Raw genomic sequence first — 15,281 nt, 5'->3', positions numbered from 1 at the left:
GGCCGCACGGTCACGCGGCCAGCAGCAGGGTCAGCCCGCCGGCCGTGTAGCAGACCATCAGGGCGAGCAGCGGCAGTTGGCCCGCGACCGCGCGGGCGGGCGGGAAGAGGCGGACGGCGCGGTCGTGGGCCGCGACGACGCCCAGGACGTGGCCGGTGACGACGGCGGTGACCTGGAGCGCGGCGAGGCCGCCGGGGGAGAGCGGGGGGTCTGTCGGGGCCGGATTGTCAGTGCCGGATGCGATGGTGACGGTACGTGGGGCTTCGGTGACGAAGAGCGTGAAGTAGTGGGCGACGAGGTAGCCGAGCGCGATCGGCAGGAGGGAGTGGGCGAAGGCGGCCAGCGGGTGGACGAGCCGGCCGGAGACCAGGCGGACGGCCGCCGCGCAGCCGGCGTACAGGACGGCGACGAGGGCGACGGCGGCGAGCAGCCCGAGCGTGGCGGTGGCGGTGCGGCCGAGGGAGGAGGTCTGCAGGGTGTCGATCCAGGAGGGCGCGGCGGAGAAGCCGTCGTAGGCGGTGGAGCCGAGGAGCACGCACAGGACGGCGGTCAGCCCCGGGAGGGCGGGGGTGGCGTCGAGCCCGGCGAGGGGGGAGCGCAGCACGAGCACGCCGTCGGCGGGGCGGCGGCCGACGGGGGCGAGCCGGGCGAGCAGCGCGCTGTACGCCTCGAAGGGGTCGCACTGCGCGAACCACCGGTCGCCGTAGACGGCCGCGCCGGTGAGCTGGACGGCGGCGTGGGCGGCGAGGAACGCCGACAGGGCGGCGGTGGCGGCCGGTTCGGGGGCGGCCAGCTCAAGCCAGGTGAACGCCAGCAGCCCGGCCGCGGCGGGCCGGTGGCCGAGCCGGGCGGGCAGCGGGCGGCCGGCGGCGGGGTCGCGGCCCAGGGCGCGGCAGGCCAGGGCGTGGAGCGTACGGAGCGGGTTGAGCAGGCGCCAGACGGGGCCGAGGAGGAGGGAGGCGGGGACGAGGCCGACCCAGAGGAGCACGTAGACCGCGCCGGGGGCGGGGTTGCGGCCGGGGTCGTCAGGGCCGAGGAGCAGGTGGCCGGCGACGAACGCGGCGGCGGCGAGTCCGGCACCCGCGGCGGTGCGGCGCAGCGCGGGCGCGGCGGCGAGGCGCTGCACGGCGCGGGGCAGGGGGCGGCCCGCGGTGGCGCCGGCGTAGCGGGGTTCGGGCCACAGGAGGCCGAGCGCGAGGAAGGACACGAGCAGGGCGGCGAAGCCGCCGGCGTAGGCGTAGAAGGCGGGTATGGGCAGGTCCTGGGTGCCGCCGACGCCGTGGGCGAGCGGCATCAGCGCACCATGAGCTGGGTGAGGACGAGACCGGAGTCGTGCGTCTCGACGTCGAACACCCCGGCGCGGTCAGCGGTGAACGCCAGCTCGGCGGGCTCGCCGGCGAGCAGTTCCAGGGTCCTGTCGTAGCCGTGGACGTGGAGTTCGTCGTCGGTGTCGCCGGTGACGAGGAGGGTCACGCGCTCGCCGAGCCCCACCTCGACGCGTCCGGGCGCGGGGACGACCTTGCCGTCCCGTACGGCGATCTCGACGACGGTGCCGGTGCCCGTACCGGCGCCCGCGTCCGAGCCGTTGGCGCCGCGGTCGGGCACGTCGGTGGCGGGCGGTACGGATCCGGTGGCGACCTCGTGGCCGGTGCCGGGCTGGTGGTGGGTGTCGCCGCGCGAGCAGCCGGCACCGGCGAGCGCCAGGAGCACGGCGGCGAGGAGGCCGAGGAGAGCGAGGCGGGCGGCGGGGGCGGGCGCGGGGGCGGGAGTGCGGCGGCTCATGCGAGGCCGGCCTCCGGCGCCGGGCCGGCGCGCCCCGGCCGGGGCGGGGGACCGGCGGCCGGGCGGCCCGGCTTCGGGTCCGCCGCGGGGTCCGTCGCGCTGCCCGCTGCCGGGCCCGTCGCGGGATCCGCATGCGGGTCCGCCGCGGGCTCCTTCGCGCGCTCCGGTCCCGGGCCCGCCGGCGGTTCCGCCGATGCTTCCGCCGCCGAGCCGGCCGCCGGGTCCGGCGCGGGTACGCGCCTGGCCACCGCTATCACCGTCCAGATCACCCACACCAGCCCCAGCAGCGTCCGCAGCCACGCCGGGCTCAGCGGTATCCACGGGATCAGCAGCACCGACTTGTCGAAGGCGTCCAGCAGCGTCAGTACGCCCATCGCCACCGTCACCCCCGTGAACCCGGGCCGTCCGCCCGCCGGCCGGGCCCGCAGGCGCAGGCCGGTCGCCGTCCACCACGCGCCCATCAGGACCAGCGCGACGACCGGCACCCAGGTGTGCGCGTACGAACCCGCCGCCCCCACCACGTCGAGCACCAGCCCCGCCGCCCCCGCCACCGCGGCGCCCCCGGCCACCGCGTCCCGTCGCAGCAGCCGCCACCACAGCACCCCGCCGACCAGCCCCAGCAGCACCGCCACGGCCAGCGCGATCTGCACCTCGATCCGCTCGATGCCCCGCGCCCCGTACCAGTCGCACCCCGCGGGCAGCTTCCGCGCCTGCACGTCGTACTCCGCGCACACCAGCAACTGCGCCAGCTTCACCGGCTCGCCCACGATCCGGTCGGAACCGCCCGAGACGTCGCCGGGGCGCGAGCCGCACTCCGGCAGCGTGCGCGGGTTGCTCGCCCCCGCGTCGCCCTGCCAGCAGTTGCCCTCGCCCTGCCCGTCCCACCACACGTCCGTCTTGTTGGGCCGCTCGTTGCCCGCGCGGTCGACGCCGAGGTGGTTGCCGGCGTAGCGGTTGTGGTGCGAGGTGTCGAGCTGCTTGCCGAGGGATCCCTCGCCGCGGATGAACGCGGGCACGGCGTTGAGGTAGAACGCCGCGCGCTGGTGCCCGTAGATCCAGTTGTCCTGATAGATGTTCCAGTTGCCGCCCGCGGTGATGATGCCGGTCCCGGGCGGCATGGATATCTGCGGGCAGACGACGCCCTGCTCGTAGCCGCGCTCCGCGGGCGGTTTGGCGCAGGTGCCGTCGGCGACGTACGGGTAGTAGTTCTGGTTGTTGTCGTGGATGAGGTTCCGCTCGAACTTCGCGTGGTTCTGCGGCAGTCCGGGGTGGCCGGGGAAGGCGCTGTCCATGGAGGCGCCGCCCATGTTGTGGTCGAACTCGTTGTCGTGCACCCAGACCGAATCGCCCGCGGTGCCGGAGTAGCCGACCATGTTGTGGTGGCTGCGGCAGCCGGTGATCTCGATGGCGTAGCGGGGGACGTCGTAGCCGCGGCCGTCGTTGATGTCGGAGGCGCTGCCCGGGTAGATGCCGGAGTCGCCGTTGCCGTACGACTCGCAGTCGCGGTACAGGCCGTGGTCGGAGGCGAAGGTCAGGAAGCCGTACTCGTCGTTCCACCGGGTGAGCACGTCGTCGATGACGAAGCCGTCGGCGGCCAGCACGTACAGCGAGTTGAAGGTGGAGCGCTGGGCGGTGAAGTTGCGGAAGTAGACGCCGTCGGCCGAGTCCGCGCGGATGACGTTGAGCTTGCGGTACTGGCCGTCGATGACGACGTCGCCGCGGTCGGCGCCGGTGCCCTCGATCTGCAGGTCCCGCTTGCCCATGATGGCGACGAGGTTCTGGTTGTGCGGGCAGCGCTCCTGCTGCGCGTACGACAGGATCTGGTACCCGAGGTCGGACCGCGGCGCCTTCAGCCGGGCGCAGGACCCGGTGGGCTTCGGCCGGCTGGGCTCCTCCAGATAGACGCCCGGCAGTATGGCGATGGTCATACCGGGCGCGTCGACGGCGTCGACGGCCTCCTGCAGATGCTCGTAACCGCGGTCGCGGCAGCGCTCGTACAGCCGGAGGTTGCGCTCGCGCAGCGCGGCGGGGAAGTCCGCGATGCGGGCCTCGAAGTCCGCCCGGTCCGGTTTGCAGACCAGCAGGTCTGGCTCCTCGTCGCGGTACGCCGGCACGCTGCCGGTGCCGTCGGGGAACTCGACGGGGCGCTCCTCGTGCGCGGCGGCCGGGGCGGTGGTGAGGAGCAGCGCGCCCAGCGCGACGAGTGGGAGAAGGGCCGTTCGGACCTTACGCGTCCACGACATGACGGAAGAGTAGAGCAACTTTCATCTTCTGTGACCCCCGGGCGCAAGGGCCTGTGCGGAAGGGGCCGGCCGTAGCCCGGCCGGCCCCTTCGTCGCATGATGTCCCCGGGTTACGCGGTGTTGTTGGCCAGCGCCAGCAGCCGGGCGCGGGTGCCGTTGAACTTGTCGCGGTCGACGTTGCCGGAGATGCCGGCGACCCGCCCGGTGCTGGTGTACTGCCACACCGTGTAGAAGGGGAAGCCGTTCGGGATCGACGGGCTGTGCGCAGAGGTCCAGTTCGCCACCCACAGCGGGCTGCGCGAGGCCATGCCGTTCCAGCCGCCGGTGCAACTGTTCCACCAGCTCGGGCTGGTGTAGATGACGACGTCACGGCTCGTCCGCGCCTTGTACGTGTTGTAGAAGTCGAGGATCCAGTTGCGCATCGCGGTCTGGGAGAGCCCGTAGCAGGCGGCGCCCGACGGGTTGTTCTCGATGTCCAGCACGCCGGGGAGGGTGAGGTTGTCGCGGGACCAGGCGCCGCCGTTGGAGGCGAAGAAGTTGGCCTGGGCCGCGCCGCTGGAGGAGTTCGGCCGGGCGAAGTGGTACGCGCCGCGGATGACGCCGGCGCGGTAGGCGGCCGGGTAGTTGGTGTTGAACGAGGGGTCCTTGTAGGTGGTGCCCTCGGTCGCCTTCATCCAGGCGAACTGGATGCCGGCGTTGCGCACCGACGTCCAGTTGATGCTGCCCTGCCAGTGGGAGACGTCGATCCCCTGCACACCGGTGGTGTGGTCCATCGGGCTGACGTCGGGAGACGACTGGTCCGCGGTCACGCCCATGCCCATGTAGGCGTGGCCCAGGGGCACGGGGTTCTTCTTCTTGGCGTCGCTGTCGGCGGCGGGTGAGGACGCGGCCGACGGGGCGGTGAGCCCCGCGACCAGGGCGAGGGATGCGCCCAGGACGACGGCGGCGCCGGCGCGGGTGCGGCCGGCGCGGCGGGAGAAGAGGCGGTGGGTGAGTGATTTGTGCAGGTGCATCGCGGCCTCCTGGCACTCGTGTGCTCTGTGGGGGTGGGGAGAGGCGGTGCTGGGTGCTGCTTGTACGCACAGACCGGAATTCTGATGCGTACACGACAAAAGTGACGCACAGGAACACCTGCCTGCGAAGGGGGGACCGCCACCCTTTATGGTCCAGTCCAGTGACGCGTGTGCTGAGCTGCGGTTACCGGAGCGGAAATCGCCAACTTTCATGGCGTGAAAGCCGAAACGAACAATAGCATTCCGGTCACGGAGCGTGCCAGACTAGACACGCTGTGCATCCCCACCGACCCCGCCAACCGAACCGCACACCCCGTCCGCCCCGTTGGCCCTCTGCCGCCGCACCGGCCGCGCCTGATGGCCGCCGGTCCCGCGGGCGTCAACCTGCGGGCGTGATCGGTTTCGTACGCCCGCTGCTCTACCGCGAGGTCGACGGACCACGCATCCCGTTCGCACCCGTCCGGCCCGGCGCACTGCCCCGCCCTGGCTGCGCGGGCTCCAGCTCAGGGCGCCCGCCGAATCCGCCCACCCCGCCGGAGGGTCAAAGCGTGCTGTCCTGCCAGGCCCGGTGCAGGGCTGCGAAGCGGCCGCGGTCGGCTATCAGGGTGGCCGGGGGGCCGTCTTCCACTATGCGGCCCTGGGACATCACCAGGACCCGGTCCGCGATCTCCACCGTCGACAGGCGGTGCGCGATGACCACCGCCGTGCGGCCGTGCAGGACCGTGTGCATCGCCTCCTGCACCGCCTGTTCGCCCGGGATGTCCAGCGACGACGTCGCCTCGTCCAGGATCACCACCGCCGGGTCCGCCAGCAGCGCGCGGGCGAACGCGACCAACTGGCGCTGGCCCGCCGAGATGCGGCCGCCCCGTTTGCGTACGTCCGTGTCGTAGCCGTCCGGGAGCGCCGTGATGAACTTGTGGGCGCCCAGCGCCTTTGCCGCCCCCTCGATCTCCTCGCGGGTCGCGTCCGGGCGGCCGATCGCGATGTTCTCCGCCACCGTGCCCGAGAACAGGAACGCCTCCTGCGTGACCATCACCACCCCGCGCCGCAGCTCCGCGTTCGCGATCTCCCGCAGGTCCACCCCGTCCAGCAGCACCCGGCCCGCGCTCGGGTCGTAGAACCGTGCCAGCAGCTTGGCCAGCGTCGACTTCCCCGCCCCCGTCGAGCCGACGACCGCGACCGTCTGCCCGGCCGGCACCGTCAGGTCGAAGCGGGGCAGCACCTCGCCGCCCGTACGGTACGAGAAGCCGACCCCCTCGAAGCGCACCTCCCGGCCCGGCAGTCCCTCCTGCCGCGCCGGCAGCGGCCGCGGCTCCGCCGGCTCCGCCACCCCGGGCCGCTGCGCCAGCAGCCCGGCGATCTTCTGCAGCGACGCCGCCGCCGACTGGTAGGAGTTGAGGAACATCCCCAGCCGGTCGATCGGGTCGTACAGCCGCCGCAGATACAGCACAGAAGCGGCCAGCACCCCCAGCGCGAGGTCGTCCTCCGCCACCCGGTACGCGCCCCACAGCACGATCGCCGCCACGAAGGCGTTCGCGGTCAGCCGGGAGGAGACCACGTAACGGGCCATCTCCAGGATGGAGTCGCCGTTGACCCGCTCGTGGTGCCCGTTGAGCCGGTCGAAGTCCTCGTCGTTCGCGCGCTCCCGGCGGAACGCCTGGACGGGCCGGATGCCGTTCATCGTTTCGACGAACTTCACGATCACCTGAGCGATCGCCGTCGACCGCTTGGTGTAGATCTTGATCGAACGCCGCTGGAAGTTGCGGATCAGCAAGTACAGCGGCACGAACGACAGCAGCGCCGCCCCGCCGAGACCCAGGTCCAGCCAGAGCAGCAGCGCGGAGATGTACACGACCTGGAGCACGACGACGATCAGCTCCTGCAGCCCCTCGCTCAGCAGCTCGCGCAGCGACTCCACGTCGCTGGTGGAGCGGGAGATGAGCCGTCCTGAGGTGTAGCGGTCGTGGAAGTCGACGTCGAGGACCTGCGCGTGCCGGAAGATGCGGCCGCGCAGGTCGAGCAGCACGTCCTGGTTGATGCGCGCGGCGGCCCGCACGAAGGTGTGCTGGAGCAGCCCGGAGGCCAGCGCGCAGACCGCGTACGCGATGCCGACGGCGATCAGCGGGCCGTGGTCGTCGCGCCGCAGCGCGGGCACGGCGTGGTCGATGGCGTACGCGACCAGCAGCGGACCTGCTTGCACCGCGGCCTGCTGCAGCAGGATCAGCACGGTCGCGGCGGCCACCCGGCGGCGGTGCGGCGCGAGCAGCGAGCCCAGCAGCGTGCGGGACGCGCCCTCGGGCGCGGGCAGCAGGTCCTGGTCGAACGGGTCGGTCCGCGGGCGCGGGCGGTCGTCGTCCGGCTCCTCGCCGCCGGGTCTCTCGGTGACCGTCGCCGTCATCGCTGCTCCCCCTCGTCGCCGTGCGCGGCCCCGGCCGCGCCGTCCGTCCGCTCCTCCGGTACGCCCGCCATCAGCGCGCGGTACTCCGTGCTGCCGTGCAGCAGTTCGTCGTGCGTGCCGACCGCCGCGATCCGGCCGCCGGACAGCAGCGCCACCCGGTCGGCGAGCAGCACCGTCGACGGCCGGTGCGCGACCACCAGCGCCGTGGTCGTCGCCAGCACCCGCCGCAGCGCGGCCTCGACCAGCGCCTCGGTGTGCACGTCGAGCGCCGACAGCGGGTCGTCGAGCACCAGGAAGCGCGGCCGGCCGACGATCGCCCGCGCCAGCGCGAGGCGCTGCCGCTGGCCGCCGGAGAGGCTGAGCCCCTGCTCGCCGACTTCCGTGCGGTGGCCGTCCGGCAGCCGGTGCACGAAGTCGGCCTGCGCGATGTCCAACGCCCGCAGCAGGTCGTGCTCTTCTGCGTCGTACGAGCCCATGAGCACGTTCTCGCCCGCGGTCGCGGAGAAGAGCGTCGGCTCCTCGAACGCGACGGCGACCAGCGCGCGCAGCTCGCTGCGGGGGAGGGCGGTGATGTCGCGGCCGTCGAGGCTGATGAGGCCGGCGGTCGGTTCGTACAGCCGCGGGACGAGCGCCGTGAGGGTCGTCTTGCCGCAGCCGGTGGCGCCGACGAGGGCGAGGGTCTCGCCGGAGCGCACGTGCAGGTCGACGCCGTCGAGTACGGGCGCGGTGTCAGGGCCGGCGTCGGGGTGGCGGAAGACGACCCCGCTGAAGCGGATGCCGTCCGCGGCTTCCGGCGGGGGCCCGGTGCGCTGCGCGGGCACGGCGGTGGCGGCGGAGGCAGAGGGGGCGGCGGGGGCCGACGGGTCGGCGGGTGCCGCGGCGGTCTTGCGGTCCGACGCGTCCGCCTCCGGCTCGTCCAGTACCTCGAAGTAGCGGTCCGCCGCGGTCGCCGCCTCGTTGCACATCGCCAGCAGGAACCCGATCGACTCCACCGGCCAGCGCAGCGCCATCGCCGTCGACAGGAACGCCACCAGCGTCCCCGCCGACAGGTCGCCGTCCGCGACCTGCATCGTGCCCAGCACCAGCGCCGCGCCGATCGCCAGCTCCGGCAGCGTCATGATCAGCGCCCAGATCCCGGCCAGCAGCCGCGCCTTGTGCAGCTCCGTGCCGCGCAGCTCGTGGGTCAGCCGGCGGAACGCCTGCGCCTGACTGCGGTGCCGGCCGAAGCCCTTGACGATGCGGATGCCGAGCACCGCCTCCTCGACCACCGTCGTCAGGTCGCCGACCTGGTCCTGCGCCCGGCGGGCGGCGCCGAAGAAGCGCCGCTCGAACGCCGAGCAGAGCGCCACCAGCGGGATCACCGGCGCCAGCAGCACCAGCCCGAGCGTCCACTCCTGCACCAGCAGGACCGTGCAGCCGACCGCGATGGTCGTGCCGTTGACGACCAGGAACGTCAGCGGGAAGGCCAGGAACATCCGGATGAGCTGGAGGTCCGTCGTGCCGCGGGAGAGCAGTTGGCCGGAGGCCCAGCGGTCGTGGAAGGAGACCGGCAGCCGCTGCAGGTGCCGGTACAGGCCGGCCCGCATCGCCGCCTCCACCCCGGCCAGCGGGCGCGCCACCAGCCAGCGGCGGAAGCCGAACAGCGCCGCCTCCGCGATGCCGAGCGCCAGGATCAGCAGGCCGCCCAGCCACACGCCCGCCGAGTCGCGGTCGGCCACCGGGCCGTCCACGAGCCACTTGAGCACCAGGGGGATCACGAGCCCGATACAGGACGCGACGATCGCCACCCCGGCCGCCGAGAACAGCCGCACCCGCACCGGGCGGACATACGGCCACAGGCGCAGCAGCGAGCGCACCGCGGAGCGGTCCCCCTCGCCACCCCCCGGCGGTCCTCCGAGGCCGGGGCCGGTAGCGGCGGCGGTCGGGGAGTCGGCGGGCTCGGGCTCTTCGGTGTGTATGGCGGCTGCAGGCATCGCCCCCGAGCCTACGTAAGGGCAGGCTAAGCGCTCACCCCGTTTTCCCTTCTCCTGACCTGTCGGTCATGCGCGCATCCGTCCGCCGGGTGTCCGCTTTGACGGGATCTTTGCGTACGCCGTCCACCCTGCGCAGGTTGCGTATGGCCGGTACGGCGAGCAGCGCGCACGCCGTCAGCAGCGCCAGCGCGCCGCTGAACACCAGCACCGCGTGGGCGCCGAACGCTCCCGCGGCCGGCCCGGCGAGCGCGTTGCCGACGGGCAGCATGGCGACGGAGCCGGCGATCTCGTACGCGTTCACGCGGCTCAGCGCCGCGGGCGGCACCTGCGTCTGGACGCTCGTCGCCCACATCACGCCCCAGAACGCGAGCGCCGCCCCGGCCACCGCCATCGCCCCGGCGATCGCCGGCACCGGCAGCCCGAGCCCCACCGCCGCCGGCTGGGCGCCGAAGCCGAGCGCCGCGATCGCCCCGGCGCGCAGCGGGCGCGCCGGGCGCAGCCGCATCGCGACCAGCCCGCCGACGACCATCCCTGCGCCCATCACGGAGTTGACGACGCCGTACGCCCCGGCCCCGTACTCCCCGACCACCTCCGCCGCCACCAGCGGCACGGTCGGACCCCAGGAACCGATCATGAAGACCATCCACACCGCGATGACCGCCCACATCCAGGTGCGGGACGAGAACTCGCGCCAGCCCTCCGCCAGATCGGCCCGGAAAGCCCGTCCGCGCCCGCCCTTCGGCGGCCGCGGGGGCGGCGCGTCGTCCGCCGGGCGCGGCGGCAGCCGCAGCAGGGCCAGGCACAGGGCGCTCACGGCGTACGTCCCGGCGTGCGCGGCGTAGACGCCGCCGGGCGAGGTGAGGCCGACCAGCGCGCCCGCCGCGGCGGGACCGGCGAGCGTCATCGCCGACTCGGCCGTACGGATCGAGGCGTTGGCGCCCTGCACGTCGTCGGCGATCCGCGGGATGATGCCGGCGACCCCCGGCTGGAACATCGCGGCCGCGGTGCCGTTCAGCGCGGACAGCGCGCAGACCTGCCAGAGCACGACGTCGCCGGAGAGGAAGAGCCCGGCCATCGCCAACTGCGTGCCGACCCGGGCGAGGTCGGCGCCGATCATCACGGCGCGGGCGTTGAACCGGTCCGCGAACACGCCGCCGAAGATGACGAACCCGGCGAAGCACGCCGTCATCGACGCCATCGCCAGGCCGACCGCCCCGGCGCCGTATCCGTGCATGATCAGCCCGGCGGCGAGTGCGACGGGCGCCATCATGTCGCCGAGCCTGGCGATCCCGCGGGCGACGAAGAAGAGGCCGAACTCGCGGCTGCGCAGGGGTCGCCGAGGCAGCTCCGGCGGGCCGTCGTGCGGCGGCGCTGGGGTGCCCGGCGGGCGGGCGCTCCCGGCCGGGGCCGACGGGCAGGGGGACGAGGGCGCGGGAGAGCCGGAAGAGCCGGAAGAGCCGGAAGAGGAGGTCATCGGGTTGCAGTGTCACCCGGCGGCTCCGCGGACGCCACCGGATTATCGCGCCGCAAGCGCCCGCGGAGCGCGTACCAGTTGGGACCGAACGGTGACAATCATGCGGCGTCGCATCTCCGTGGCTGGGGATACCTTGAACGCAAGGGCGCGCATGGACCACGCGCGGGGGAACTTCTGGCTCGGTGTGGCCGAGGGGAGAATACGGCGTTGAAGGTGGAGCGGATACGAAGGGGACGTACCCGGCACAGCCTGGCGGCGCTGCTGACCGGCGCCGTGCTCGTCGTGGTGACGGCGTGCGGCGGCTCCGACGGCGGGGACGGCGACGGGGGCAAGGGCGGTTCCGGGGGTTCCGGCTCGGGCGGCGAGGAGCAGAAGGTCTCGCAGGCGGCCGTCGAGATCACGCCGAAGGACGGCGCCGACGCGGTCGGCACCCAGGGCGAGCTGAAGGTGACCGCGGACAAGGGCAAGCTCGTCTCGGTGCAGGTGGCGGACGAGAAGGGCGCCGAGGTCAAGGGCGGGATCTCGAAGGACGGCGCCGTGTGGAAGCCGGCCGGCCACCTGCGTACCCAGACCAAGTACAAGGTGCACGCCGTCGCGCAGGACTCCGAGGGACTGGAGTCCGCCAAGGACACCACCTTCACCACCGTCGTGCCGGAGAACACCTTCATCGGCCACTTCACGCCCGAGGACGGCAGCACCGTCGGCGTCGGCATGCCGGTGTCGATCAACTTCAACCAGCCGATCTCGAACATGAAGGAGGTCGAGGAGGCCATCGAGGTCACCGCCGACCCCGACGTGGAGATCGAGGGCCACTGGTTCGGCAACCAGCGGCTGGACTTCCGCCCCGAGGAGTACTGGGAGCCCGGCACGGACGTGACGCTCAGCCTCCGCCTCGACGGCGTCGAGGGCGCGGACGGCGTCTACGGCGAGCAGCACAAGGACGTCGGCTTCGAGATCGGCCGCCGCCAGGTGAGCACGGTCGACGCCGACAGCAAGAAGATGAAGGTCGAGCGCAACGGCAAGAACATCAAGACCATCCCGGTCACCACGGGCGCGCCGTCCACGCCGACCTGGAACGGCAAGATGGTGATCACCGAGCAGCTTGAGGTCACCAGGATGGACGGCGACACGGTCGGCTTCGGCGGCGAGTACGACATCAAGGACGTACCCCACGCGCAGCGCCTCTCCACCTCCGGCACCTTCATCCACGGCAACTACTGGTCGGGACAGGCCACGTTCGGCTCGGCCAACGCCAGCCACGGCTGCATCGGCCTGTACGACGCCCGCGGCGGCGGCGACAAGTCGACGCCCGGCTCCTGGTTCTTCCGCAACTCCCTCATCGGCGACGTGGTCGAGGTCAAGAACGCCAAGGACGAGGTCATCGCCCCGGACAACGGCCTGAACGGCTGGAACATGTCCTGGGAGGAGTGGACCGCACCGCAGTGACGGCAGCGAGCGGTCGTCGCCCTGCCGGATGATCCGGCCGGACGGCATGCGGGGCCCGGTGTGTGAGCAAGCGCACCGGGCCCCGCGGCGCGAGGTCGTTAATGAGCGCTAACGTGTGGTGGCATGACTGCATACCTGGAGGTCGCCGAGGGCGTCGGTACGCTGCGCCTGGACCGCCCGCCCATGAACGCCCTGGACATCGCCGTCCAGGACCGTATCCGCGAACTCGCCGCCGAGGCGGCAGGACGTGACGACGTGCGCGCCCTGGTGGTGTGGGGCGGCGAGAAGGTCTTCGCCGCCGGCGCCGACATCAAGGAGATGCAGGCGATGGACCACGCGGCCATGGTCGCGCGGAGCCGCGGTCTGCAGGAGTCGTTCACGGCGCTGGCGCGGGTGCCGAAGCCGGTCGTCGCCGCGGTCAACGGGTACGCCCTGGGCGGCGGCTGCGAGCTGGCGCTCTGCGCCGACATCCGGATCGCCGGCGAGGGCGCGAAGCTGGGGCAGCCGGAGATCATGCTCGGGCTGATCCCGGGCGCGGGCGGCACGCAGCGGCTCGCCCGGCTGGTCGGGCCCTCGCGGGCCAAGGACCTGATCTTCACGGGCCGGATGGTCAAGGCCGCCGAGGCGCTGACGATCGGTCTGGTGGACCGGGTGGTGCCGGACGCGGAGGTGTACGGGCAGGCGCACGCCTGGGCGGCGCGGCTCGCCAAGGGGCCCGCTATGGCGCTGCGGGCGGCGAAGGAGTCGGTGGACCACGGTCTGGAGACGGACCTGGAGACGGGGCTCGCGCTGGAGCGGAGCTGGTTCGCGGGGCTGTTCGCGACCGAGGACCGGGAGACCGGGATGCGCAGCTTCGTGGAGAAGGGGCCGGGGAAGGCGGAGTTCCGCTGAGCCGGTCCGCGGGCGCCCTCCGGGTGGGTTCCGCCGCCCCGGGCGCCCGGCGACGCTCCGTGACCACTACCCCCGGCCGGGGGTAGTGAGCGCCGGAAGCAAGACTTCGGTGATTCGGGTGTTTTGGGGTCCTGCGGCCGCCGGTCACCGGGGAGTTTACGCAGTTCAGCGGGGCGTGACCGGGGTGAAGTAGCTCTGGCATATGCCTGAGAGCGCTCACGGAATGTAGGCTTCCGCAGGACTTGTTGGCGCGGAAATGCTCCCAAAGACGTCCGCCCGCGCCATCATGAGGCCATGGCGGGCCTTGAGGACATGCAGCAACTCCACCGGGACGAGCCGGCGCGTCCGGCGGCCCTCGCCGTACGGCGGTCGCGCAGGCCCCTGCTGCGGCCGCTGCCCTCGCCCGCCTACCGGCGCTTCCCCACCGCGGGCCCCGCCGACGGTTCTTCGGGCGCCGCCGCCCCCGGCCCGATGGAGCACTGGGGCAACCCCGCCGTCGGCGAGGTGCGGCTGCCGTCGCGGCCCGAGTCCGCCGGGGCGGCCCGCCGGCTGGCCGAGGCGGTGGTCGTCCGGCACTGGGGCCTGTCGCCGGGGTTCGCCGAGCACGCCGTGCTGCTGGTCTCGGAGCTCGTCGGCAACGCCGTACGGCACACCGGGGCGCGCACGTTCGGGCTGCGCATGTCGCGGGGGTGCGGCCGGATCCGCATCGAGGTGCGCGACCCCTCGCGCGCGCTGCCGTGCCTGATGCCCGTACGCGACATGGACACCAGCGGGCGCGGGCTGTTCCTCGTCGACCGGGTCGCCGACCGCTGGGGCGTGGACCTGCTGCCCCGCGGCAAGTGCACCTGGGTCGAACTCCGCGAACCCGAGCGGACCTAGGGGTACGGCGCAACAGCCGTTACCGTGGGGTCACATGACGGACCTCGGGATCGACTTCGCGCAGAAGGTGCTCGACGAGCAGCCGTTCAGCAGGCTGCTCGGCGCCCGGATCACCGCGTTCGCGGACGGCGCCGCGACGCTGGAGGTGGACATCCGCGACGACCTGCGCCAGCAGTTCGGCTACGCGCACGGCGGGCTGCTCGCCTACGCGGCCGACAACGCGCTGACGTTCGCCGCCGGCACGGTCCTCGGCCCCGCGGTCCTCACCGGCGGCTTCTCCGTGCAGTACCTGCGCCCGGCGCGGGACGGCACCCTGCGGGCCGAGGCGTACGTGGTGCACGCGGGCCGGCGCCAGGCCGTCTGCCGCTGCGACATCTACGCGGTCGGGCCGGATACCGGGGACGTGGCGGATACCGGGGCCGCGGACGGCGAGCGCGGTCCCGAGCTGTGCGCGGTGGCGCAGGGCACGATCCTCACCGCCCCGCAGGGCACGGGCACGTAGCCCCCGAAGGCCCGCGTCTCAGGCGCGGCGCCCCGTCAGGCCCAGCAGCCGCGTCTGCGCGTCCGCGTCCGGCGGCACCGGCACCGGGGCGGCGAAGAGCCCGCTGGCCGCCAGCATCCGGGTCTGCGGCTCCACCTGGGCCAGCGCGAACTCCGCCAGCTCCGCGGGCAGTACGTCGTCGGCCTCGATGCCCCGGGCCAGGTCCCAGGAGTGCACGATCGCGTCCACGGCCATCTCCAGGCAGTACGACTCCGCGGAGCTGTCCCCGTAGCTCAGGTGCACCGTACGAGCCAGGGCGAGCGGCTCCGCGAAGGCGGCGCGGGCCTCGGCGGAGGCACCGTCCCAGACCTCCACCGGATCGTCGCCGAGCTGGTCGCCCCCGTACTCGTCGCCCACTCCCTCGACCCTGTCGCCGGAGAGCAGCGGCGGCACCCACAACTGCTCGACCGTCATGTGGTTGACGAGATCCCGCACACTCCACTCCGTACACGGCGTGGCCGCACCCCACTGGTCGGGACCGACCTGGTGGACGTGCCGGGTGAACTGATCGAGCGCGGCGGCGTGCAGGGCCAGGGTCTCGTTCTCTGCCATATGCCCACGGTAAGGGCACACACCGGCGGCGCGCCCGCCGAGCGGGACCCCCGCCGCAGGACCCGGCGGCCGGGAGCCTCGCCGGTGTC

At 73.3% G+C, this 15,281-nt stretch carries 12 protein-coding genes; 4 read left to right on the top strand and 8 right to left on the bottom strand.

Annotated features, from left to right (window positions below; translation table 11 throughout):
- Nucleotides 1–10 precede the first annotated feature (10 nt).
- The 7 genes from CXR04_RS09035 to CXR04_RS09005 form a co-directional block, all read right to left on the bottom strand.
- Entirely contained in the window at nucleotides 11–1,294 is a 1,284-nt protein-coding gene (locus tag CXR04_RS09035; protein WP_101421340.1) for a hypothetical protein, read from the bottom strand.
- A complete protein-coding gene (locus CXR04_RS09030; RefSeq protein ID WP_101421339.1) occupies nucleotides 1,294–1,782 on the bottom strand; it encodes a hypothetical protein in 489 nt (162 codons plus the stop codon). The genes CXR04_RS09035 and CXR04_RS09030 overlap by 1 nt, the downstream gene beginning before the upstream one ends.
- The gene (locus CXR04_RS09025; protein ID WP_101421338.1) at nucleotides 1,779–4,025 is read right to left on the bottom strand and encodes a right-handed parallel beta-helix repeat-containing protein; all 2,247 of its coding nucleotides are present in this window, start codon (nucleotides 4,023–4,025) and stop codon (nucleotides 1,779–1,781) included. Before CXR04_RS09025 ends, CXR04_RS09030 begins: the two co-directional genes overlap by 4 nt.
- Before the next feature lie 110 nt (nucleotides 4,026–4,135).
- The gene (locus CXR04_RS09020; protein ID WP_101421337.1) at nucleotides 4,136–5,038 is read right to left on the bottom strand and encodes a lysozyme; all 903 of its coding nucleotides are present in this window, start codon (nucleotides 5,036–5,038) and stop codon (nucleotides 4,136–4,138) included.
- A gap of 541 nt (nucleotides 5,039–5,579) precedes the next feature.
- Nucleotides 5,580–7,436, bottom strand: coding sequence for an ABC transporter ATP-binding protein (locus CXR04_RS09015; protein ID WP_101421336.1), 1,857 nt, complete (start codon nucleotides 7,434–7,436; stop codon nucleotides 5,580–5,582).
- Complete coding sequence (locus tag CXR04_RS09010) at nucleotides 7,433–9,409, bottom strand: ABC transporter ATP-binding protein (protein ID WP_101421335.1); 1,977 nt, start codon at nucleotides 9,407–9,409, stop codon at nucleotides 7,433–7,435. Before CXR04_RS09010 ends, CXR04_RS09015 begins: the two co-directional genes overlap by 4 nt.
- 34 nt (nucleotides 9,410–9,443) lie before the next feature.
- Nucleotides 9,444–10,739 (bottom strand): MFS transporter, encoded by a 1,296-nt coding sequence (locus tag CXR04_RS09005; protein ID WP_101426267.1) that lies wholly within the window; start codon nucleotides 10,737–10,739, stop codon nucleotides 9,444–9,446.
- Nucleotides 10,740–11,090: 351 nt separating this feature from the next.
- On the opposite strand from CXR04_RS09005, the gene CXR04_RS09000 reads away from it, so the two are divergent.
- The 4 genes from CXR04_RS09000 (at nucleotide 11,091) to CXR04_RS08985 (ending at nucleotide 14,601) form a co-directional block, all read left to right on the top strand.
- Nucleotides 11,091–12,329, top strand: a complete 1,239-nt coding sequence (locus CXR04_RS09000) for a L,D-transpeptidase (RefSeq protein ID WP_101421334.1) — start codon at nucleotides 11,091–11,093, stop codon at nucleotides 12,327–12,329.
- A 123-nt stretch (nucleotides 12,330–12,452) separates the two neighbouring features.
- Nucleotides 12,453–13,220, top strand: coding sequence for an enoyl-CoA hydratase/isomerase family protein (locus tag CXR04_RS08995; protein ID WP_101421333.1), 768 nt, complete (start codon nucleotides 12,453–12,455; stop codon nucleotides 13,218–13,220).
- Nucleotides 13,221–13,514: 294 nt separating this feature from the next.
- Complete coding sequence (locus CXR04_RS08990) at nucleotides 13,515–14,099, top strand: ATP-binding protein (RefSeq protein WP_101421332.1); 585 nt, start codon at nucleotides 13,515–13,517, stop codon at nucleotides 14,097–14,099.
- Nucleotides 14,100–14,133: 34 nt separating this feature from the next.
- The gene (locus tag CXR04_RS08985; RefSeq protein WP_101421331.1) at nucleotides 14,134–14,601 is read left to right on the top strand and encodes a PaaI family thioesterase; all 468 of its coding nucleotides are present in this window, start codon (nucleotides 14,134–14,136) and stop codon (nucleotides 14,599–14,601) included.
- Between the two features lie 18 nt (nucleotides 14,602–14,619).
- Here the strand turns inward: CXR04_RS08985 and CXR04_RS08980 are convergent, their stop codons facing one another.
- Nucleotides 14,620–15,192: a TIGR03086 family metal-binding protein gene (locus tag CXR04_RS08980; protein ID WP_101421330.1), complete on the bottom strand. Its 573-nt coding sequence runs from the start codon at nucleotides 15,190–15,192 to the stop codon at nucleotides 14,620–14,622.
- Nucleotides 15,193–15,281: the final 89 nt, after the last annotated feature.

Source organism: Streptomyces sp. CMB-StM0423 (assembly GCF_002847285.1).
Taxonomy (GTDB): Bacteria; Actinomycetota; Actinomycetes; order Streptomycetales; family Streptomycetaceae; genus Streptomyces.
The sequence above is the reverse complement of the archived record's forward strand: the minus strand, read 5'-3'. Positions and strand labels throughout refer to the sequence as shown.

Coding starts and splice junctions, on each gene's coding strand:
- CXR04_RS09035 (WP_101421340.1), bottom strand. CDS start 1,294: ATGCCGCTCGCCCACGGCGTCGGCGGCACCCAGGACCTGCCCATACCC.
- CXR04_RS09030 (WP_101421339.1), bottom strand. CDS start 1,782: ATGAGCCGCCGCACTCCCGCCCCCGCGCCCGCCCCCGCCGCCCGCCTC.
- CXR04_RS09025 (WP_101421338.1), bottom strand. CDS start 4,025: ATGTCGTGGACGCGTAAGGTCCGAACGGCCCTTCTCCCACTCGTCGCG.
- CXR04_RS09020 (WP_101421337.1), bottom strand. CDS start 5,038: ATGCACCTGCACAAATCACTCACCCACCGCCTCTTCTCCCGCCGCGCC.
- CXR04_RS09015 (WP_101421336.1), bottom strand. CDS start 7,436: ATGACGGCGACGGTCACCGAGAGACCCGGCGGCGAGGAGCCGGACGAC.
- CXR04_RS09010 (WP_101421335.1), bottom strand. CDS start 9,409: ATGCCTGCAGCCGCCATACACACCGAAGAGCCCGAGCCCGCCGACTCC.
- CXR04_RS08995 (WP_101421333.1), top strand. CDS start 12,453: ATGACTGCATACCTGGAGGTCGCCGAGGGCGTCGGTACGCTGCGCCTG.
- CXR04_RS08990 (WP_101421332.1), top strand. CDS start 13,515: ATGGCGGGCCTTGAGGACATGCAGCAACTCCACCGGGACGAGCCGGCG.
- CXR04_RS08985 (WP_101421331.1), top strand. CDS start 14,134: ATGACGGACCTCGGGATCGACTTCGCGCAGAAGGTGCTCGACGAGCAG.
- CXR04_RS08980 (WP_101421330.1), bottom strand. CDS start 15,192: ATGGCAGAGAACGAGACCCTGGCCCTGCACGCCGCCGCGCTCGATCAG.